Here is a 19885-nt window from a genome sequence, read left to right as displayed (position 1 = left end):
CGTGGCCCTGCCACTACCAGGAACATCCGGGTACTGCCTGCCCGGCCGGGACCGGCGCAGAGTCGGTGGCAGGACCGAAGCGTCCACTCCCCGATCGAAAGGCGCGCCATCATGGCCGACTCCGTCTCCGGCGGCACCCTCACCCTCGCCGAGGGCCTCACCGTCACCCGCATGGGATACGGCGCCATGCAACTCGCCGGCCCCCACGTCTTCGGCCCGCCGAAGGACCGTACCGAAGCGGTGGCCGTCCTCCGCGAGGCCGTCGAGCGGGGCATCACCCACATCGACACCAGCGACTTCTACGGCCCGGTCGTCGTCAACGAGATCATCAGGGAGGCCCTCCACCCGTACCCGGAGGACCTGCGCATCGTGACCAAGGTCGGCGCCCGGCGCGGCCCCGACGGCAGCTGGATCATGTCCCGGCACCCCGAGGACCTCAAGGCCCAGGTGTACGACAACCTCCGCAACCTCGGGCTCGACGCGCTCGACGTGGTGAACCTGCGGGCCGGCTCCGATCACGGCGCCCACGAGGAGTCGATCGGGGAGGAGTTCGGTGCGCTCGCCGAGCTGCGGAAGGCCGGGTTGATCCGGCACCTCGGGGTGAGCACGGTCTCCGCCGCCCAGCTGACCGAGGCCCAGGCCATCGCGCCGGTCGTCACCGTGCAGAACCTGTACAACCTGGCCAACCGGGAGGACGACGCCCTCGTCGAGCGGTGTGCCGCGGAGAACATCGCGTTCGCCGCGTACTTCCCGCTCGGCGGCTTCACCCCGCTTCAGTCGCGGACCCTCTCCGACGTCGCCGCCCGGCTGGACGCCTCGCCCCAACAGGTCGCCCTGGCCTGGCTGTTGCAGCGCTCGGCCACCACCGTGCTGATCCCGGGCACCTCGTCCCGCGCGCATCTGCGCGACAACATCGCCGCCGCGGACCTGGCGCTGCCCGCCGACGCGATCGCCGAACTCGACACCATCGGCGGGGCCGTGGACTGATCAGCCGTGGCCTGATGCGGGGAGGGCGGGGGTGGGCCGCCCCCGCCCTCGGGGCCGCCGACCGAGGGCGGGAGGAGCAAGGTCGGCGGCCGTTTGGCGCGGGAGAGCCGCCGTCCAGCGCGTGGCCTCCGAGAAGGGCCGGATCCAGTGGACCGCGGTGAGCGGTGCGCCGGGAGCGTGCGCGACACACCGGCGTGTGCGCATGGTTCACACGGGGCGCATGGAAAGTCGAAAGCCGGTGCGAGTGAACCGAGTTGTCACCGCATCTGACTTACTTTCAACGAGGTGGAAGTTACCCAAGTGCCTTGTTGGGTTCGATGGGTTGTGCAAGGGTGAATCACCCGCGCGGGGGCAATGCCCGGGGCTCATTGACCTGTTGATGAAGCGAATCCGAGGAATCCACTCCGTGTCCATCCCGCACCCTCCTCGTCCTCCTTACCCACCGCCGGACGGCGGTGCCCCCGAGGAATCCGACGAGACCCTGGCCGCCCGGCTGCGGGGCCGTCCGGAGGGCGAGGCCGCTCATTCCGTAGCACTGCTCATGGCGCGGCACTGGCGGCCGGTCCAGGATTACGCGGGCATCTGTCTCGCCGCCGAGGGAGCCATTCCCGCCATGGCCGCCGCGGCCGCCTTCCACCGGGTGTTCGACCGGCTGACGTTCGGCGAACACGGTGTGGCGCTGCGGCCCCGGCTGCTGCTGACCGTGCGCGACACGATCCGGGAGTGGGCCGCGGAAGAGCGAATATCCAGTGTTCTGCCGGACCTGGAGAAACCCTCCGGGGGCCGCGCCATGCGTGCCGCGAAGTCCATGACCGCCGAAAATCGCAAGCTCGCCGAGCGGTCTTTCCAGACCCTTCCGCCGTTCGCCCAGTGTCTGCTGTGGCACACCGAGGTCGAGGCCGAGTCGATAACCGTCCCGGCGGCCCTGCTCGGCATGGATACCGACAACGCGTCGGCCGCTCTCCAGCAGGCGCACGAAAAATTCCGCGAAGGCTGTGTACGCGCCCACCGGGAACTCGCGCCGACCCAGGATTGCCGCTTCTACAACCGGCTCCTCGACGTCCCGATTCGCCGCGGCGGCGCACTGCTGCCGGATGTCCAGCAGCATCTCGCCCAGTGCCGCTACTGCCGTTTCGCCGCCGAACAACTCAGCTATTTCGAAGGCGGGTTGGGAGTCCTCCTCGCCGAGGCGGTGCTCGGCTGGGGAGCCCGCGGCTACCTCGAATCACGGCCCGGCCGCGCCCGCCGCGACACGCGGACGAGGGCCGCCTCCCGGCACGGCGGAAACACCGGCGGCGGCACGGGGCGACACCGGCTGCTGTCCCGGATCCCCGCACCCGGCCGCCGCATCGTGGACGCGGCCCGGGCGGCCCGCGCGTCCCGGTCCTCCCGATCACTGTTCGTCGGCGTCGGCCTGATCGGTGCCGGGATCCTCGCGACGGTGTTCGCCGTCGTCCTGTGGCCGGACCACGACGGTGGCGGCACCGGTCCGGTCGCCTCCAGCACCACGAACAGCGGCTCCGGACACGCGTCGGCCCCCGGCACGGCCCGGCTCCCCGCCACACCCCAGCGGACGCGGCTGCACAACGCCGCGGCCGGCCTGTGCCTCGACATCAAGGGCACCGCGAAGGCCGGCGCCGCCACCGTCCTGGCCGTCTGCTCGTCGGCCGAGACCCAGGAGTGGTCCTACGACACCGACGGGCTGTTGCGCAGCGTCGCGAGCCCCGGGCTGTGCCTGGACTCGCACGCGGACGCCGGTGTCGTCGTCCTCGGCACCTGCGCCGACGCGAAGACCAAGCGTGCCAACGACGTCCGCTACGACCTCACCGTGCAGGGCGAGTTGCTGCCCCGCTGGAACTCGGAACTCGCACTCACCTCGACGAACAAGGACCCGGGCGCCGACATCGTCCTCAAGGTCCGCGACGGCTCCACCGCGCAACGCTGGCTGACCGACTCGGTGACGGCCAGCCCCGGTTCGCTGTCGATCGCCGGCACGGGAGCCCCGTCACCGCGCCCCGCGAAGATCGCGGACCGGCTCAACTGACCACGTCGGCAGGCGCGTTGCCGGTCAGATAGCCGGCGGCGTTCTGTACGGCGGCCAGCGCGATCCGGAGCACCGTCTCCCGGGTCACGCCGCCTACGTGCGGCGAGAGCACCACGTTCGGGGCCTTGAGCAACCGCAGGGCCGGGGTGGGCGGTTCGGGGTCGAAGACGTCCAGTCCCGCACCCGCGAGGGCGCCCGTTTCGAGCGCGTCCGCCAGGGCGTCCTGGTCGATCAGGGCGCCCCGCGCGGTGTTGATCACGAACGCGGTCGGCTTGAGCAGCGCGAGCCGCTCCGCGTTCAGGAGATGCCGGGTCCCGTCGGTGAGCGGCGTGTGCAGGGTGACGTAGTCGGAGAGGCGGAGCAGTTCGTCGAGCGGGACGTGGCGGGCGCCGCCGAGCCGGGCGGTCGTCTCCTCGGGGACGGGACGTCGGCCGGCGTAGACGACGGTCATGTCGAACGCGGCCGCGCGGCGGGCGACCTGCTGCCCGATGGCGCCCAGGCCCACGATGCCGAGCGTCTTGCCGGACAGCTCGGTCAGGGAGCGCTGGAGGCGGGGGAGCGCCCAGTCGCCCTCGACGAGTGCGGTGTGCGCGGGGACGAGCTGCTTGGCCAGCGCCAGCATCAGGGCGAAGGTCTGCTCGGCCACGTTCTGCGCCTCGGCACCGCTGGAACCGATGGTGCAGACGACCACCCCTTGGGCGCGCGCGGCGTCCAGGTCGACGTAGTCGAAGCCGTGACTCGCGCACTGGACGAGCTCCAACTCCGGGGCTGCGGCGAGGTGTTCGGCGGTCACCGGGGAGAGCGCGGTGATGACGACGTGCGCCGCGCGCAGGGCTCGCGGGTCCTCGTCGACGGTCTCGGCGACGGTGACGTCCACGCCCTCGGGCAGCAGCGTCGCGAGGCCGGCTCCAGCTCTCCGGCCGCCCATGTGGGGTGGGACGACGGCCAGGACGTTCTTCGTGGGGGACATGCGGAATCCTTGTCGGGACGGGGGAGACGGGTCGGGGTCCGCGCGTACGTCAGGACCGGGTGGCCGACTCGTGCAGGACACGGGCCAGTTCGCGGGGCTGGGAGAACATCGGCCAGTGTCCCGTGTCCATCCGGACCAGCTCCCAGCGCCCGCTCCCGACCAGCTCGTCCACCGGGTCCGGCAACTCGTCGCCGTCGAGCAGACACTTGACGTACGTGGCCGGCAGGTCGGCCAACGGGTGGGCCAGGACCGCCGGTTCGGTCAGCGTGGCACCCGGGTGTGTGGTCCCCTCGGTGATGATGCGGGTGATCTGCTCGTCCGTGAGGTCCTGGCCCGCGTAGTCGTCCGGGTCCAGGGGCGGCCAGCCGCCGTCGTTCTCGTCGAGCGACTTCCTGACGTGGTCGCTCGGGAAGCTGTCCAGGAACGACTGCCCGTCGACCGGCACGTTCGCGTCGACGAACACCACCCGGGCGAGCCGATCGCCGATCCGCTCGGCGGCCTGACCGACAGGAACACCTGCGTAGCTGTGTCCGACCAGGACGACGTCCCGCAGATCGAGGCGCTCGACCTCGTCGACGACGTCCTGGACATGGGTCCGCTGCCCGGCCGGAACCCCCTGCTTCTCCGTCAGCCCGGACAGGGTCAGCGCATGGACCTCGTGCCCGGCTCCGCGCAGCTCGGGCACCACCTCGTCCCACGCCCACGCACCGAGCCACGCCCCCGCCACCACCACGAATCGAGTCATGATCCCAACGTAACCGCCGGGTCTGACAACGACACTTCCCGGAACGATCAGACCGCCCGCGCCACGGCCCGTACCGGCGCACCGTCCGCCCCCGGCAGCCGCAGCGGGAACAGGAACAACTCCACGTCCGCGATGCCCACCAGCTGCTCCAGACCCGTGAGGTTCTCGGCGATCACCCCGCCCGCGCCGCACAGCACCCGGTGGGCGGGCAGCCCGAAGTCGGCCGTAGCGTCGCCGGGTTCGGGCGTCGGATCGACACTCAGGGCGTCGACCGCGACCGTACGGACCCCCGCCGCGACAAGAGCCTCGGCCGCCTCCGGGGTGAGCCACGGGTGCGCGAGGTAGTGGTCGGTGCCCCAGTACGCGGACCAGCCCGTGGCCAGCAGAACGAGGGACCCGGGCCTCAACTGCCCCAGCGCGGGCGCCAGTAGGCCGGGCGTGATCGGCGCCCGGTCCGGCAGCCCCCGTACGTCGGCCACCACCGCGTGCCCGGCGAAGCGCTCCAGGGGCAGCTCGTCGAGGCGGGGCCACGCGTCGTCCACGTGGTAGGGGGCGTCGACATGCGTGCCCGACTGCGAACCCATGTGCAGCTGAAGGACGTTGACGCCGTCGCGGGGTGCGCGCAGCGCGGGGGAGACCTCGACGGCCGGGTCACCGGGATACACGGGCATCCCGGTGACGACGGGCACCGACAGGTCGAACCAGGCCGGCATCAGCTGCTCGCGGTGGCCGGCGCGGGCGCGTCGACGTCCGCTCCGGGGCCGGTGATCGGCGGCACCGGGACCTCGACGGTACGGGCCAGCCGCGCCCCCTCGGGCCCGTACGCGGCCCGGGGTTCGGGGAACAGCCGGAGCAGGCCGAGGAACAGCACGGCGGCGACGGCGAGCGACAGCGGCAGGCTGATGTCGACGCCGTTGGCCAGGTCGCCGAGGGGGCCGACGAACTGCCCCGGGATGTTGGTGAACAGCACACCGACGACGGCGGCCACCCACCAGGCGGTCATGCCGCGCCAGTTCCAGCCGTGCGCGAACCAGTAACGCCCGCCGCGCTGACGGCGGTTGAAGACCTGGAGGGCGTCCGGGTCGTACCAGCCGCGCCGGGTGTAGAAGCCCAGCATCATCACGACCATCCACGGAGTCGTACAGGTGATGATCATCGTGGCGAAGGTGGAGATCGACTGGACGAGGTCGAAGCCGAACCGCCCGACGAAGATGAACGCGATCGACAGCACGCCGACCAGGAACGTCGCCTGCACCCGCGACAGCCGCGGGAACACCGACGAGAAGTCGAGCCCGGTGCCGTAGAGCGAGGTCGTGCCCGTCGACATGCCGCCGATCAGGGCCAGCAGACAGACCGGCAGGAAGAACCAGCTCGGCGAGATCGCGAGCAGTCCGCCCACGAAGTTGGGGGCGGCCGGATCGACGTACTTGGGGGCCTTCGCGGCGATGATGCTCGCGGTCGCCAGGCCGAAGACGAAGGGCAGCAGGGTCGCGATCTGGGAGAGGAACGCGGCGCCGATCACCTTGCGGCGCGGGGTGTTCGCCGGGATGTAGCGCGACCAGTCGCCTAGGAACGCGCCGAAGGAGACCGGGTTGGAGAGCACGATCAGGGCCGCGCCGATGAACGACGGCCAGAACAGCGCCTGGGTCGCCGCGTCCGCCGAGGACGTGAAGACACCGGCGTACGACGGGTCGAAGTCACCGGCGAAGGCGATCGCGCCGAGCAGGAACAGGACCGTCGCGGACAGCACGGCGATCTTGTTGACGAACAGCATGAACCGGAAGCCGTAGACACAGACGGCAAGGACCAGGACCGCGAACAGCGCGTACGCGACGACGTAGGAGAGCGTGCTCTGCTCCAGGCCGAACAGGCGGTGCGCCCCGCCGACCAGGGCGTCGCCGGAGCTCCACACCGAGATGGAGAAGAACGCGACGGCGGTGAGCAGGGACAGGAACGAGCCGACGACCCGGCCGTGCACGCCCAGGTGCGCGGAGGAGGCGACCGCGTTGTTCGTGCCGTTGACCGGGCCGAACACCGCCATCGGGCACAGGATCAGGGCGCCTACGACGACTCCCAGGAGCGTGGCCGCGAGGCCCTGCCAGAAGGAGAGGCCGAACAGGATCGGGAAGGCGCCCAGCACGCAGGTGGAGAAGGTGTTGGCACCGCCGAACGCGACCCGGAACAGGTCGAGCGGGGTGGCGGTGCGGTCCGCGTCGGGGATGCGCTCGACGCCGTAGGTCTCGACCTCGGTCAGGGACTGGCTCGGTGCGGCGGGGGAGGGGGCGGGCTGCTCGGACAAGGGGGCTCCAGCGGGGGACGGCGGTGGAGCGCGTTGTGGCGCGGTGGCGGAGGGGACGGCCGTTCACGCGCGCGGGGTGGGCGGGGTGAGCGGATGCCGTCCTCAGGGGGTCTGCCGACGTTATGGCCGGCCGTGACACCCGCACCAGAGGACGGTTCATCCATCTTCCGTGCCGTGGGTGGAGGAATCATCCACCGCTGTTCCTACGCGCTGTCGCCCGGGACGTCCTCCGGTTCGGCGTCGGGGCCCTGGGCGCGGACCCGCTGGACGTGTTCGAGGGAGTCGCGGAGTTCGCTGAGCCAGTCGTCGGTGTGACGCTGGACGAGGCGGACGCACCAGGCGAGCGCGTCGCTGCGGCTGCGGGCCACGCCGGCGGCGATGAGGGTGTCGAGGACCTGGCGCTCGGGCTGGCGCAGCCGGGTCATGACGGGCGCGGCGATGTGAGTGAACAGGGAGCGTTCCCCGGCGCACTCCACACCCCACGAGACCTTCCTGCGGAACCGGTGCTCGGCCTCGCGGGCGAGGGCGATCCGGGTCTCCCGGGTGCGCTCGCGGAACTCCTGCACGCGGCCCTGGACGGCCGCCTCCTTCTCGGCGTCCGAGACGCCCTCGGTGAGCTTGGGCGCGGGGATGCGGCCGATGACGGTGACCTCCTCACGGTCGACCGTGACCTCGACCAGCTCCTCGAACAGGTCGTCGGGCAGACGGCCGGTGAACCAGCCGCGAAGCTTCTCCTGCTGCTCTGTCGTAATCATGTAATGACGATTACTCGCGAGCGGAGCGAAGGCAAGGGGCTGCGGCGGAGTGCGCCGAGAGCTGAAGCGGAATGTTTCGGGACTGTTTCAGGACGATTGGCGAGCACGGGTAAACCGGCCATCCGACCCGCTCTGGCGATCAAGAACCGTGTGGTTACGGGGTTCGCGCGTTCGAATTCTGTGACTTCACGCCACTGATTCAATACGCAAGGTTACTGAAACCTGTGGGTGGGATGTGAGTTTCCGCGACGGACTCGGCAGAGTGGCGCCCGCCGGTCCGGCACCGACCGAGCGGGACCGGCACCTCTTCGAACCGATCGTTTCGTGATCGGTCCGTACCGAGCGGAAGGATGCACACAATGCGGAACACCGCGCGCTGGGCAGCGACCCTGGGCCTGACGGCCACCGCCGTCTGCGGACCCCTGACCGGGTCCGCCCTCGCCGCCCACGGAGCCGGCCCGGCCGCGCTCTACGCCCCCTCGGCCCTGGTGCTCACCATGGGCCACGGCGACGACGCCGCCCTCGCCACACCGGAACGCGCGGTGACCCTCACCTGCGCGCCGACCTCCTCGGGCACCCACCCGGCCGCTGCTGCGGCCTGCGCCGAACTGCGCGGCGTCGGGGGCGACTTCGACGCCCTGTCGGCCCGGGACGACGTGCTCTGCAACAAGCTCTACCGCCCCGTCGTCGTCACGATCGACGGTGTCTGGCAGGGCAGACGCGTCTCCTACGAGCGCGTCTTCTCCAACGAGTGCGTGAAGGACTCCTACGGATACGGAGGCGTCTTCACGTTCTGAGAGACCGGGATCGCACGGTCTCCGTGAGTACCAGGGAGGGTCCGTAGCTGGGGAGTGCGTGCCCCTGTCACGGAGCACTGCGGTCCCGCATCCAGGGGTCGGCCGGGCGGTGTGGGGTCGCCCGTGCCGGCCCCTGTCATCGTTGCGGCCGCTCGGTCCGCGAGGGCAGCACGCGGAGCGGCGGAAAGCGGCCGAGCAGCCCCGAGGCGCGCAACAGCCGGTCGATGCGCGGTCCGTCGGAGACGATCCGCAGCCGGCCGCCGCGCTCCCTGGCCCGCCGCTCGGCCCGGCACAGGACACGCAGCCCCGAGCAGTCGAAGAACTCGACGGGCCGCAGGTCCACCAGCACGTCGGGCTCCGCGACCGCCGTCGCGGCGTCCAGATGTTCTACGACGAGGTCGGCCGTCGCCATGTCGATCTCGCCCGAGACCTCGACCACCGTGAAGGGGCCCCTCGACCGCGTACGGGCACAGGAGTTGGCTGTGGGACTGTCGCGTTCGTCCGCTTCCGCTGTCATGGCCGCTCCACCTCGGCACGGGGCGCATTCGGTCTCGGTAGTTACCCCGGAGGAGCCCCCGGCATCCCCGACACGCCGTGCGCAAGATCTGGTTCACTCGACAAGGTGAATTTCGGTTCCGGAGGTTGACTTCTGTTCAAGCGTCACTCCGGAGAAGAGGGGCCGCCGTCTCCCTGCGGACGGCGGCCCCTCGGTCTGTGCGGCTCAGGCTCGGGCGGAGCCGGTCACATGTGGACGACCGGTGCGGCGTCCGCGTCCTGCTGCGGGACCCCGCGACGGTAGAGCACGAACGCGATCACCGTGCCCGCGGCGAAGAAGCCCGCCGACCACCAGAACGCGGTGGTGTAGCTCTCGATCGTCGCCTGCGCCTGGACCAGCTTGCTGCGCGCGTCCTTCCCGGCCAGGTAGTCGGTCGCGGCGCTCGCGGCCAGCGTGTTCAGCAGCGCCGTACCGATCGAACCGCCCACCTGCTGCATGGCGTTGACCGTCGCCGAGGCGACACCAGCGTCCTCGGCGGCCACGCCGCCCGTGGCGAGCTGCATCGCGGGCGGCATCACCATGCCGAGACCGGCGCCGATCACGATCAGCTGCGGCAGGACATGGGTCGCGTAGGACGAGCTGGTCCCGATGTCGGTCAGCCAGGCCATGCCGACCATGGCGATGGCGAAGCCCAGCGGGATGATCACCTTCGGGCCGACACGCGGCACGAGCATCGTGGTGCCGATCTGCGCCATGACCATCAGGGCGCCGATCATCGGCAGGAACGCGACACCGGTCTTGGTGGGGCTGAAGCCGAGGTTCAGCTGGAGGTAGTAGGTGAGGAAGAGGAACACGCCGAACATGCCCGCACCGGTGATCAGCACGGCGAGGAACGAGGCGCCCCGGTCGCGGTCGAGCAGGATGCGCAGCGGCAGCAGCGGGTGCGCGGCGCGGTTCTGCCACCAGGTGAAGGCCGCGAGCAGTACGACGCCCACGATCAGGAAGCCCCAGGTCTGCGGCGAACTCCAGTCGTGCGTCTCGGCGTTGGAGAAGCCGTAGACGAGGGAGAAGAGGCCACCGGCGACCAGGACCGTGCCCGGCACGTCCAGCTTGGAGCCCGCGGCGTCACGGTGGTTGCTCAGCAGTACCCAGCCGCCCGCGAAGGCGACGAAGGCGATGGCGACGTTCACGTAGAGCGTCCAGCGCCAGTCGAAGGCGTCGGTCAGCACACCGCCGAGCAGCAGGCCCACCGCGCCACCGGCGCCGGCGATGGCGCCGTAGACGCTGAAGGCCCTGGCGCGCTCGCGGGCGTCGGTGAAGGTCGTGTTGAGCAGGGAGAGCGCGGCCGGCGCGAGCAGTGCGCCCGCGACACCCTGGAGGGCGCGTGCGGTGACCAGCATCTCGAAGCTGGTGGCGGCGCCGCCGAGCGCGGAGGCGGCGGCGAATCCGACGACACCGACCAGGAAGGCGGTCTTGCGGCCGAACAGGTCGGCGATCCGGCCGCCGAGCAGCAGCAGGGAGGCGAACGCCAGGGCGTAGGCGGTGACGATCCACTGCCGGTTGCCGTCGGAGAATCCGAGGTCCTTCTGGGCCGACGGCAGGGCGATGTTCACGATGGTGGCGTCAAGGACCACCATCAGCTGCGCTACGGCGACGATCGCGAGGATCCACCAGCGCTTGGAGGAGGACGCGGACTGCGCCTCCCCGGCACCCGACCGGGTGTCTTCGGTCAATGTCTTCTGGGACATCGGGAACCACTCCAGGGAAGTCGTTCGGGGTTTACCAAAACGTAAACGAAACGGTTTCGTACACATGGAGACTAGAGCACTTTCAGCGAAACGGCAACGTTTCGCTGAGGACGGGGAGCAGGCATGCGCAGTGGCGTCTTCGAGGTCGATGGGGCCGGGCTGTACTACGAGGTGCGCGGAACCGGCCCGGCGCTGTTGATGATCAGCGGGGCCGGGGGAGACGCCGACTACTACTCCGGCATCGCCGCGACCCTTTCCGACGCATTCATGGTGATCTCGTACGACCGACGCGGCAACTCGCGGAGTTCCGGCAGGTCACCGGTGCCGATGGAGCTCGCCGTGCAGGCCGCCGACGCCCGCGCGCTCATCGACGGCCTGGCCGGCGGCCGGGCGCTGGTCTTCGGCAACAGCGGAGGCGCGATCATCGGCCTCACGCTGGCCGCGCGGCACCCGGAGGTGATGGCGGGCCTCATCGCCCATGAACCGCCCGCCGCGAACGTCCTGCCCGACGGCGACCCCGGGCGCGGCTTCTTCGCGGAACTGGCCGCACTGTACGAGCAGGGCGGGGCACCCGCGGCCGGCCGCCGGTTCGCGGAGACGACACGCGGCGAGGGCACGTACCGCTGGCCCGCCGACCTCTGGAAGCGGTTCCTCGGGAACCAGGACCACCTCTTCGGCACGGAGTGGCCCGGCTTCGCCGCCTTCCGGCCCGACGAGACCGCGCTCAAGTCGGCGCCGTTTCCTGTGGTGTTGGGCGCGGGCGCGGAGGACCGCGGTACGTACTACGCGCGGCCGTCGATCGAGATCGCCCGGCGGATCGGCGTGCCGTGGGTCGAATTCCCCGGCATCCACATGGAGTTCCTGCGCGACCCGGACCGATTCGCGGCGGCGGTACGGGTGTTGGCGACCCAGATGTACAGCCGGGAAGGCGAGGTGCCGGAACTCTGGGAGGGCGGGGCTCAGTGAGGACCGAGCAACTCCGTGACCAACACCCTTCGCAGCCACGCCCGATAGGCGTCCCGCGTCCAACCCCGGTGCCTGCGCAGGAGTTGATGCGTGTGCGGTGACGCCAGGGCGTACAGCGTGTCGGCGGCGGTGCCCGCGTCGAGGCCCGGGCGGAGGGCTCCGCGCTCCTGAAGTGCCGTGGTCAGGGCGAGGTGCACGCCGTACGTCGCCTCGGCGCCGGCGTCGGCGGACGCCCGCATGTCCGGGTCGGCGCCGGCCGCCTCGACGGTCACCATGATCAGGTCGCCGGCGCGTTCCAGCAGGCCGGTCATCTGGTCGACGGTGCGGCCGATGGCGCGCTCGGGGTCGGGTTCCTCCCGGATCGCCAGGGTCTCGGGGCGTTCCGGCACGGCGACCGGTTCCTCGTCGCCGGCGAGCGTGACGCCCAGGGTGTGCCCGAACAGGGCGGCCTTGGTGGGGAACGCGTCGTACAGCGTGCGCTCGCCGACACCGGCCAGCGCCGCCACCTCCTTCATCCGCGTGCCCGTGTACCCCTTCTCCGTGAAGAGCCGGGCGGCCGCCTCCCGGATGCGGGCGCGGGTCGCCTCCGCCGCCTCGGCGCGCTTGGCCGAGCGGTAGGGCCTCTTCGGGTTGCTCGCCTGGTTGCTCTTCTGGTTGACGGGGTCGGACATGGGGAGGAGTCTAGAAGTAAATCGTCGCAGTGGTACTGCGGTGAAATGAATCAGGGCGTGAAATCAGGGCGATGAGGAGTGTGGGTGCCATGCCGGAGCTCGCCGGAATCCACCACGTGAAGATGCCTGTCACCGACCTCGACCGCTCGCGCGACTGGTACGGCCGCGTCCTCGGCTTCAAGGTCACCCATGAGTTCGCGGACGCGGACGGCGTCGTGCGCGGAGTGGCGGGGGAGGTCCCGGGACTCGGCGACTCCATGCTCTGCCTGCGGGTCAACTCCGAGGCGGCACACGGCTGTCAGGGCTTCGACCCGGTCAGCTTCGCGGTCCGGGACCGCGCCGACGTCGAGGCCTGGGCCGCCCACCTCGACACCCTCGGCATCCCGCACTCGCCGGTGATCGAGGCCTCGATCGGCTGGCTGCTGGTGTTCAACGACCCGGACGGCCTCGACCTGCATCTGTACAGCTGGGCGGCGCACGGGGTGGATCACGGGGACGCGGCGGGGTACGGCCGCCGGGTCGCCTGAGGGGGATGCGGTCCTGGTCCCGGTTCCGGGGCTCTGCATTCCTTGACGGGAATATAACCGCCGAGGAATATTGAAGTCATGTCCGACGCCTCGCTCTGGACCGCCCTCGCCGATCCCCACCGGCGGGCCATCGTCGCCCTGCTACTGGAGCGGCCCCGGCCCGTCGGCGAGATCGTGGAGGCATGCGGTCTGAGCCAGCCCAGCACGTCCAAGCATCTGCGGGTGCTGCGGGACGCGGGCCTCGTCCGGGTACGACAGGACGCACAGCGCCGCGTCTACGCCCTCGACCCGGCACCGATCGCCGCACTCGACGCCTGGCTCGCCCCCTACCGCGAGCTGTGGAACCGCAGCCTGGACCGGCTGGGCCAACGCCTCGACGAGACGTCGGAGGACGACACCCCGCACCCCACCCCGAAGGACTGATCCGTCATGTCCGTCGATCTCACCGGCACGTACCTGACGCTGGACGACGGCCGCCCCGCCGTCCGTTTCAGCCGCACCTACGACCAACCCCTCGACCGCGTCTGGCAGTTCGTGACCGACCCCGACGAACTCGCCCAATGGTTCCCGTCACGCGCCGAGTTCGAGCTGCGCCCCGGCGGCACGGTCACCTTCAGCGGCGATCCCGACATGCCGGAGTCGACCGGCCGGGTCATCGCCGTCGACGCGCCCCGGCACCTCTCCTTCGAATGGGGCGGCGACGAACTGCACTTCGACCTGGAGGAGGTCGAGGAGAAGCGCACCCGCTTCACCCTCACCAACGTCCTGAGCGCCGGGAACACCGCGTCCCGCAACGGCGCCGGCTGGGAGGTCTGCCTGACCGCCCTGGACGCGAAGGCCCGCGGCGAGCGCGCCGAGGGACCGCATTCCGGTGCCGGTGCGCCCTGGAAGGCGTTCTACGACGGCTACTTGGCGGCCGGGGTCCCTTCCGGCGCGGCCGTGCCGGGCCTGGACTGACGCATCCCGGGCCCGTCGACCGTCACGCCATCTGCCGTCGCACCAGCTCGTGCAGCCGACCGCCCGTGTCCGCCAACAGCTCTGCGGGCGGCCCGTGTTGGGCGACCTTGCCGTCCTCCATGACGACGACACGGTCCGCGTCGAGGACGGTCGACAGGCGGTGCGCGATGACGATGCGGGTGGCGTTGAGGGCCTTGGTGCTCTCGATCACCGTGCGCTGGGTCTCGTTGTCCAGGGCGCTGGTCGCCTCGTCGAAGAAGAGGATGCGCGGTCGGCGGATCAACGCCTGGGCGATCATGAGGCGTTGACGCTGGCCGCCCGACACAGCGCCACTACCCGCCACGATTGTGTGCAGGCCCATCGGCATCCGCTTGATGTCCTCGGCGAGCCCCGCCATCTCGGCCGCCGCCATCGCCTCCTCCGGCGTGAACGGCTCGGTGCCGCAGATGACGTCCAGGATGGAACCGGTGAACGGCTGCGCGTGCTGGAGCACCACCCCGCACTGCCGCCGCACCGCCGACTGGTCGAGGGCACCGAGGTCCTGGCCGTCGTAGAGGACGCTGCCGGAGACCGGTTTGTCGAAGCCGATGAGAAGGCGCAGGAGGGTGGACTTGCCGCAGCCGCTGGGGCCGACGATCGCCACGAACTCGCCCGCGCGGACATGGAAGGACACGTCGTCGAGGACCAGGGGGCCGTCGTCGGCGTAGCGGAAGGAGACCCGGCGGGCCTCGATCGCGCCGGAGAGCCGGCCGGGGCGGGTGCTCGCGGTGCGGACCTCCGGGGCGGCGTCCAGGACCGGCCTGATCTCCTCGAAGAGGGGGAGTGCGGAGACCGCGGAGACGAAGGCGCCGGTCAGGCTGGTGACGGAGGTCAGCAGCATCGTCACCGAGGTGTTGAAGGTGAGGAAGGAGGCCGCCGACATCGAGCCGCGTGCCGGGCCCGCGAGGAGCATGAACATCAGCAGGGTGCAGACCGGCAGATACACCGCGCCCATCACCGTGGTGAGGTTCTTGATCCGGCCGACCTTCTGCTGCAACTCGCGGCTGCGGGCGAACTCCGACGCCCAAGCGGCGTAGGCGTAGTTCTCGGCCGCCGCGACGCGTAGTTTCGGCAGGCCGCGCAGGGTCTGGAACGCCTGGTTGTTCAGCTTGTTGCCGAGCACGACCAGCTTGCGCTGCCAGCGCACCTGCCACAGGCCGAGGCCCAGGAACACGGCCGCGATCACGACGAGCATGCCGATCGCCGCGAGCGCCATCGAGGGGCTGTACCAGAACAGCAGCCCCAGGTTCATGACGCCGACCGTCACCGACTGGGCCACCACCGGGCCGACTCCCGCCAGCAGACGGCGGATCGAGCTGATGCCCATCGCCGCGCTCGCCAGCTCACCCGTCGAGCGCTCGGTGAAGAACTTCGTCGGCAGCCTCAACAGCCGGTCCCAGACCGCCGGTTGGAGGGTCGCCTCGATCCGGCCCTCAAGGCGGAGCATGGTGAGGTTCTCCAGCAGCATGAAGGCCGCCGCGACCACGCTGGTGATCATCACGGCCAGGCAGACCTGGACGATCAGGTTCGTCTGCGCCTTCGGTACGAACTCGCCGAGCACCTTGCCCGTCGCGATCGGCACCAACGCGCCGATGGCGACCGTCACCAGTCCGCTGATCAGCAGGTTCGTCAGGTCGCCGGCGGTGCCCTGCATGGAGAAGCGCAGCAGCCCGAACGGGCTGAGGCGCCGCTCGGGCAGCGGACGGTAGAACATCACCGCGCGCGGCTCGAACTCCTCCGCGTTCGCCTTCTCGATCGGCGTCTCGCGGCCGGTCGCCGGATGGACGGCGACATAACCGCCGCGCCGCCACAGCAGCGCGACCGGCGCCCCGGACAACGCCCGATGGCCCACCAACGGGCCGACGTTGTCACGCCACCAGCGCCCGTCGAGCCGTACGGCCCGCACCCGGACCCGTGAGGCGAGGGCGATGCGCTCGACCGGATCGAGGCGGTCGCTCTCGCTGCCGCTCTGCGCGGGCTCGGCGAGGGGGATGCCGGCCGCTTCGGCGACCAACTTGCAGGCCGCGTACGACGCGTCGGCGTCCGCGGACGTCGTGCGCCGGGCCGAGGGCTTGCCGATCGATGCCAGCAGGGTCCGGTCGGCCTGCGCGCGCACGGCCTCACCGGCCTTGATTCCGGCGGCCGTTCGCGTCTCGTGGGTGCGCTCCAGCTGCTCGATCCACTTGTCGAGCGTGGACAGCAGCCGGTACTGCTGGTCGACCATGCCCTGCCAGACACCCGGGTCCATCAGCAGGTCGGCCGCGGCCTCCGCGCCGTACATCGAGCCGTACTGCACGCTGCCCGGGGGGACCTGCATCCAGAAGACGTCCTCGTCGGTGAGCGCGGCGGCCCGTTCGGTGGCCATCGGTGCCTGGAAGAGGATGGAGAGGCCGCGGCCGACGCCGAGGGCGAGGGCGTATTCGAGCGGGCTCGAAGTCGGGGGCACGTACTGGGGGTTGCCGTACTCGTCGTACGACCAGGTCTGGGTGTTCGCGGGCTGGTACAGCTCGCGCAGGTTGATGCGGTGCACCACGCAGTCCCGCAACGGGCGTGCCACCAGAGTGTGTTGGGGCCCGGCGACCGGGCCGAGCAGCAGCGAGCCCGCCTCCAGCCGGCCGAGGTGGTGCCAGTGGCCCTGCTCCACGGCGTCGACCGCGAACAGGTCGATGGCGCCCGACGCGACGAGCCACAGCACCTGCGGGCCTTCGAGGTCGAGGCGGTTGGATCCGGCGCAGTCGATCGGCGTGCCCAGGTTTCCCAGCGCGCCGAGGACCAGGTCGCCCTCGTGGACGGACGTCATCTCACCGCTCCTTGACCAGCGTGGCGTACGCGCCGCCGACCGCCACCAGGGCGTCGTGCCGCCCGCGTTCCACGATCGTGCCGTGTTCGAGGACGACGATCTCGTCGCTGTCCCGCACCGTGCTGAGCCGGTGTGCGATCACCACGCAGGCGCAGCCGCGCTTGCGCAGGTTGTCCATCACGACCAGCTCGGTCTCCGCGTCCAGGGCGCTCGTCACCTCGTCCAGCACCAGGATGCTGGGCCTGCGCACCAACGCCCGTGCGATCTCCAGGCGTTGACGCTGACCGCCGGAGAAGTTGCGGCCGTCCTGCTCGACCCGGCTGTGGATGCCGCCGGGCCGCCGCATGACCACGTCGTACAGGGCCGCGTCACGCAGCGCGTCCGTGACGGCCTCGTCCGGGATCGACGGGTCCCACAGCGCCACGTTGTCGCGGACCGAGCCCTCGAAGAGGAACACGTCCTGGTCGACGAACGAGACGGAGGCGGCGAGCGCGCCGCGCGGGATGTCCTCCAGCCGGTGGTTGTCGATGCGGATCACGCCCTCCCAGGGCGTGTAGAGGCCCGAAATGAGCCTGGACACCGTCGACTTGCCGCTGCCCGAGCCGCCGACCAGCGCCACCTGCTGACCCGGGCCGACCGTCAGGTCGAAGCCGGTGAGCAGCGGCTTGTCGAGCGGGCTGTAGCCGAAGGTGATGTTCTCCAGCTCGACGTGCCCTTGCAGTCGGCGGGTCGAATCGGCGCCTCCCGCACGGGAGTAGAGGGGATCGGCCTGGAAGTTCTCGACGTCCTTGAGGCGGGCCACGTCGGCCGCGAAGTCCTGGATGCGGCCCGCGACGCCGTTGAGCCGGGTGATCGGCGCGGTGAAGCGGGTGACCAGGGCCTGGAAGGCGACCAACAGGCCGACCGAGATGCCCCCTTCCACGGCCCGCAGGCCGCCGATCCACAGGATCAGCGCGCTGTTGAGCGAGGCGAGCGTCGGCGCGACCACGCCCAGCCAGGCGCTCGGTACACCGAGCCGCTGCTGTTCCTCCAGGGTGGTGGCGTGCTGTCCGGCCCACTTGCGGAAATAGCCGTCCTCGCCGCCGGTCGCCTTCATCGTCTCGATCAACTGGAGCCCGGTGTATGCCGTGTTGGTGAGCCGGGCGCTGTCGGCGCGCAGTTTCGCGGTACGGGTCGCGCGCAGCCGGATGACGACCCGCATCGCCACCACGTTCAGCAGCGCGACAGCTATGCCCACGTAGGTGAGTTGGGGGTCGTAGGTATAGAGGAGGAACGCGTAGAGCACCACGACCACCGCGTCGACGCCCGCCGCCGAGAGGTCGCGGGCCAGGGTCTCGGCTACGGCGTCGTTCGACTGGAGGCGCTGCACCAGGTCGGCCGGGCTGCGCTGGGAGAAGAACGTCACCGGCAGCCGCAGCAGATGGCGCAGGAAGCGGGCGCTGGAGAGCGTGGAGGAGATGACGCGGCCGTGCAGCAGGTTCGCCTGTTGCAGCCAGGTCAGCGCGAGTGTGAGCAGCACACAGGTGCCCATCGACGCGAACAGGACGCCCAGCAGGGACGTCTGACCACCTATCAGGAACATGTCGATGTAGGTCCGGCTGAGCGCGGGCATCGCCGCACCGACCAGCACCAGCAGCAGACTCGCGAGCACGGCGGCGGGCATCGTGCCCGCGGTGCCGCGCAGCCGGGCCGGCATCGCACCGAGGACACCCGGCTTGCGCCCGCCCTTCTCGAAACCGTCGCCCGGCTCCATGACCAGGACGACACCGGTGAAACTGGCGTCGAAGTCCTCCATGGGGACGAACCGGCGGCCCTTGCCGGGGTCGTTGATGTACACCCCGCGGCGGCCGAAGCGGCGGCCCATGCCGTCGTAGACGACGTAGTGGTTGAACTCCCAGAACAGGACGGCGGGGGACCGGACTTCGGCGAGGGCGGCCGTGTCCATCTGCATGCCCTTGGCCGTCAGGCCGTAACTGCGCGCCGCCTTCAGCAGGTTGCTGGCGCGCGAGCCGTCGCGGGAGACGCCGCAGGCGATGCGTAGTTCCTCCAGCGGGATGTGACGGCCGTAGAAGCCGAGGACCATCGCGAGGGAGGCGGCGCCGCACTCGACGGCCTCCATCTGGAGGACGGTGGGTGAACGGACCGTCTTCGCGCGGCCTTTGGGGACCGGGCGTTTCGGCGGGGCGGAGCGGCGTCTGCTCCGGGTGTCCTGTGCGGGGCTCACGGCAGCAGCCAATCGAGGGGACGCTGATCGGCCAGCCGGATCGAGGCCGAGGCCATGGTCATGGAGGTGAGGGCGAACGGCGGCCCGTCCTTCGACGACCACTTGAGACCGCTCTTCGTTCCCTTCGACCTGTCGAGCTTCACCAGCACGGCCACCGGCCTGCCCTTCTTGGTGAACTGCTCGCCGAGCTGGCTGTCACCGAGGAACGCGGAGATCTGCTGCGCCGACTCGGCCGACCGGTCCACCGCCTTCACATGGCCGCGCAGCACGCCGTACGTCTGCGTCGGAACCGACGAGACGGTCAGGTCGACGGCGGCGTTCGCGGGGATGGAGGCCGCGTTCTCGGCGGGCACGTACACCGTCGCGTACAGCGGGTCGGTGGCGCGGGCGACCTTCTCCACGGCGGCGACGTTCGCGCCGGTCTGGATGATCTGGCCGATGGTGGCGGCGAGCGCGGTGATCCGGCCCGCGGCAACAGTGCGCACGACTGCGTCACCGTCGCCCGAACGGACCTTCAGGACAGGGGAGTTGGCGGGCAGCCGCTCACCCTCCTGGGCGAGGACGGCGGTGACCTGTCCGGCCACGGGACTCTGCAGGATGTAACTGCCCTCCCCGTGCGTGAGGATGGCGGACGCCCCGACCGTGGACGCCACGGAACCGGTGACCGCCCACACGGACGCGGCGGCCACCACGACCACCGTCACGGAGAGCACGAGCCAGCCCTGGGGACGCGCGAAGCGCACCGGGAGATCGAGCTCTTCGGGCGACTGGAGCTTGGCGAGGGCCTGTTGGCGGAACTGCACGAATTTCCCTCACCTGTGAAGGCGCTGGTGACCGGCGCGGCGAGTGAGCCGAAGGGG

General features: G+C 70.7%; 18 protein-coding genes. 7 read left to right on the top strand and 11 right to left on the bottom strand.

Annotated elements, in window-relative coordinates; genetic code table 11:
- Positions 1 to 111: 111 nt before the first annotated feature.
- A complete protein-coding gene (locus OG714_RS06265; protein WP_406119122.1) occupies positions 112 to 987 on the top strand; it encodes an oxidoreductase in 876 nt (291 codons plus the stop codon).
- A 406-nt stretch (positions 988 to 1393) separates the two neighbouring features.
- Positions 1394 to 3031 (top strand): RICIN domain-containing protein, encoded by a 1638-nt coding sequence (locus OG714_RS06260; RefSeq protein ID WP_406119121.1) that lies wholly within the window; start codon positions 1394 to 1396, stop codon positions 3029 to 3031.
- On the opposite strand, the gene OG714_RS06255 is transcribed toward OG714_RS06260, so the two are convergent.
- From OG714_RS06255 to OG714_RS06235, 5 genes are all read right to left on the bottom strand, one after another.
- Positions 3024 to 4001 (bottom strand): 2-hydroxyacid dehydrogenase, encoded by a 978-nt coding sequence (locus OG714_RS06255; protein ID WP_406119119.1) that lies wholly within the window; start codon positions 3999 to 4001, stop codon positions 3024 to 3026. The genes OG714_RS06260 and OG714_RS06255 overlap by 8 nt on opposite strands.
- A 49-nt stretch (positions 4002 to 4050) precedes the next feature.
- The gene (locus tag OG714_RS06250) at positions 4051 to 4746 is read right to left on the bottom strand and encodes an alpha/beta fold hydrolase (RefSeq protein WP_406119118.1); all 696 of its coding nucleotides are present in this window, start codon (positions 4744 to 4746) and stop codon (positions 4051 to 4053) included.
- A 47-nt stretch (positions 4747 to 4793) separates the two neighbouring features.
- Entirely contained in the window at positions 4794 to 5459 is a 666-nt protein-coding gene (locus tag OG714_RS06245; protein WP_406119116.1) for a cyclase family protein, read from the bottom strand.
- Positions 5459 to 7045 carry a purine-cytosine permease family protein gene (locus OG714_RS06240; protein ID WP_406119115.1) on the bottom strand — a complete coding sequence of 529 codons (1587 nt, stop codon included), beginning with the start codon at positions 7043 to 7045 and terminating at the stop codon, positions 5459 to 5461. The genes OG714_RS06245 and OG714_RS06240 overlap by 1 nt, the downstream gene beginning before the upstream one ends.
- A 203-nt stretch (positions 7046 to 7248) precedes the next feature.
- Positions 7249 to 7800: a hypothetical protein gene (locus OG714_RS06235; RefSeq protein ID WP_406119113.1), complete on the bottom strand. Its 552-nt coding sequence runs from the start codon at positions 7798 to 7800 to the stop codon at positions 7249 to 7251.
- Positions 7801 to 8159: 359 nt separating this feature from the next.
- Here OG714_RS06235 and OG714_RS06230 point away from each other — a divergent pair, with 359 nt between their 5' ends.
- Positions 8160 to 8597 carry a protease inhibitor gene (locus OG714_RS06230; RefSeq protein ID WP_406119111.1) on the top strand — a complete coding sequence of 146 codons (438 nt, stop codon included), beginning with the start codon at positions 8160 to 8162 and terminating at the stop codon, positions 8595 to 8597.
- Positions 8598 to 8733: 136 nt separating this feature from the next.
- On the opposite strand, the gene OG714_RS06225 is transcribed toward OG714_RS06230, so the two are convergent.
- The gene (locus OG714_RS06225) at positions 8734 to 9114 is read right to left on the bottom strand and encodes an STAS domain-containing protein (protein ID WP_406119110.1); all 381 of its coding nucleotides are present in this window, start codon (positions 9112 to 9114) and stop codon (positions 8734 to 8736) included.
- A gap of 224 nt (positions 9115 to 9338) precedes the next feature.
- On the bottom strand, positions 9339 to 10841 hold the full coding sequence (locus tag OG714_RS06220) for an MFS transporter (RefSeq protein ID WP_406119108.1): 1503 nt from the start codon (positions 10839 to 10841) through the stop codon (positions 9339 to 9341).
- A 123-nt stretch (positions 10842 to 10964) separates the two neighbouring features.
- Here OG714_RS06220 and OG714_RS06215 point away from each other — a divergent pair, with 123 nt between their 5' ends.
- The gene (locus OG714_RS06215; RefSeq protein WP_406119106.1) at positions 10965 to 11807 is read left to right on the top strand and encodes an alpha/beta fold hydrolase; all 843 of its coding nucleotides are present in this window, start codon (positions 10965 to 10967) and stop codon (positions 11805 to 11807) included.
- Here OG714_RS06215 and OG714_RS06210 read toward each other — a convergent pair.
- Entirely contained in the window at positions 11801 to 12478 is a 678-nt protein-coding gene (locus OG714_RS06210) for a TetR/AcrR family transcriptional regulator (RefSeq protein ID WP_406119104.1), read from the bottom strand. The two genes, OG714_RS06215 and OG714_RS06210, sit on opposite strands and share 7 nt — an antisense overlap.
- Before the next feature lie 89 nt (positions 12479 to 12567).
- On the opposite strand from OG714_RS06210, the gene OG714_RS06205 reads away from it, so the two are divergent.
- From OG714_RS06205 to OG714_RS06195, 3 genes are all read left to right on the top strand, one after another.
- The gene (locus tag OG714_RS06205) at positions 12568 to 13005 is read left to right on the top strand and encodes a VOC family protein (RefSeq protein ID WP_406119103.1); all 438 of its coding nucleotides are present in this window, start codon (positions 12568 to 12570) and stop codon (positions 13003 to 13005) included.
- A gap of 78 nt (positions 13006 to 13083) precedes the next feature.
- On the top strand, positions 13084 to 13428 hold the full coding sequence (locus OG714_RS06200; protein WP_406119101.1) for an ArsR/SmtB family transcription factor: 345 nt from the start codon (positions 13084 to 13086) through the stop codon (positions 13426 to 13428).
- Between the two features lie 6 nt (positions 13429 to 13434).
- Positions 13435 to 13962, top strand: a complete 528-nt coding sequence (locus OG714_RS06195) for an SRPBCC family protein (RefSeq protein WP_406119100.1) — start codon at positions 13435 to 13437, stop codon at positions 13960 to 13962.
- 22 nt (positions 13963 to 13984) lie between these two features.
- Here OG714_RS06195 and OG714_RS06190 read toward each other — a convergent pair whose 3' ends face one another.
- The 3 genes from OG714_RS06190 to OG714_RS06180 are packed head-to-tail and all read right to left on the bottom strand — an operon-like array spanning position 13985 to position 19828.
- Positions 13985 to 16801: an NHLP bacteriocin export ABC transporter permease/ATPase subunit gene (locus tag OG714_RS06190; protein WP_406119099.1), complete on the bottom strand. Its 2817-nt coding sequence runs from the start codon at positions 16799 to 16801 to the stop codon at positions 13985 to 13987.
- 1 nt (position 16802) lies between these two features.
- Entirely contained in the window at positions 16803 to 19025 is a 2223-nt protein-coding gene (locus OG714_RS06185; RefSeq protein ID WP_406119097.1) for an NHLP family bacteriocin export ABC transporter peptidase/permease/ATPase subunit, read from the bottom strand.
- Positions 19022 to 19828 carry an HlyD family efflux transporter periplasmic adaptor subunit gene (locus tag OG714_RS06180; protein WP_406119095.1) on the bottom strand — a complete coding sequence of 269 codons (807 nt, stop codon included), beginning with the start codon at positions 19826 to 19828 and terminating at the stop codon, positions 19022 to 19024. Before OG714_RS06180 ends, OG714_RS06185 begins: the two co-directional genes overlap by 4 nt.
- Between the last annotated feature and the right edge of the window lie 57 nt (positions 19829 to 19885).

It is taken from the genome of Streptomyces sp. NBC_00989, from assembly GCF_045162655.1.
In the GTDB taxonomy this organism is placed as follows: domain Bacteria; phylum Actinomycetota; class Actinomycetes; order Streptomycetales; family Streptomycetaceae; genus Streptomyces.
The sequence above is the reverse complement of the archived record's forward strand: the minus strand, read 5'-3'. Positions and strand labels throughout refer to the sequence as shown.

Coding starts and splice junctions, on each gene's coding strand:
- OG714_RS06225 (WP_406119110.1), bottom strand. CDS start 9,114: ATGACAGCGGAAGCGGACGAACGCGACAGTCCCACAGCCAACTCCTGT.
- OG714_RS06195 (WP_406119100.1), top strand. CDS start 13,435: ATGTCCGTCGATCTCACCGGCACGTACCTGACGCTGGACGACGGCCGC.
- OG714_RS06220 (WP_406119108.1), bottom strand. CDS start 10,841: ATGTCCCAGAAGACATTGACCGAAGACACCCGGTCGGGTGCCGGGGAG.
- OG714_RS06215 (WP_406119106.1), top strand. CDS start 10,965: ATGCGCAGTGGCGTCTTCGAGGTCGATGGGGCCGGGCTGTACTACGAG.
- OG714_RS06245 (WP_406119116.1), bottom strand. CDS start 5,459: ATGCCGGCCTGGTTCGACCTGTCGGTGCCCGTCGTCACCGGGATGCCC.
- OG714_RS06230 (WP_406119111.1), top strand. CDS start 8,160: ATGCGGAACACCGCGCGCTGGGCAGCGACCCTGGGCCTGACGGCCACC.
- OG714_RS06210 (WP_406119104.1), bottom strand. CDS start 12,478: ATGTCCGACCCCGTCAACCAGAAGAGCAACCAGGCGAGCAACCCGAAG.
- OG714_RS06250 (WP_406119118.1), bottom strand. CDS start 4,746: ATGACTCGATTCGTGGTGGTGGCGGGGGCGTGGCTCGGTGCGTGGGCG.
- OG714_RS06235 (WP_406119113.1), bottom strand. CDS start 7,800: ATGATTACGACAGAGCAGCAGGAGAAGCTTCGCGGCTGGTTCACCGGC.
- OG714_RS06205 (WP_406119103.1), top strand. CDS start 12,568: ATGCCGGAGCTCGCCGGAATCCACCACGTGAAGATGCCTGTCACCGAC.
- OG714_RS06190 (WP_406119099.1), bottom strand. CDS start 16,801: ATGACGTCCGTCCACGAGGGCGACCTGGTCCTCGGCGCGCTGGGAAAC.
- OG714_RS06200 (WP_406119101.1), top strand. CDS start 13,084: ATGTCCGACGCCTCGCTCTGGACCGCCCTCGCCGATCCCCACCGGCGG.
- OG714_RS06255 (WP_406119119.1), bottom strand. CDS start 4,001: ATGTCCCCCACGAAGAACGTCCTGGCCGTCGTCCCACCCCACATGGGC.
- OG714_RS06265 (WP_406119122.1), top strand. CDS start 112: ATGGCCGACTCCGTCTCCGGCGGCACCCTCACCCTCGCCGAGGGCCTC.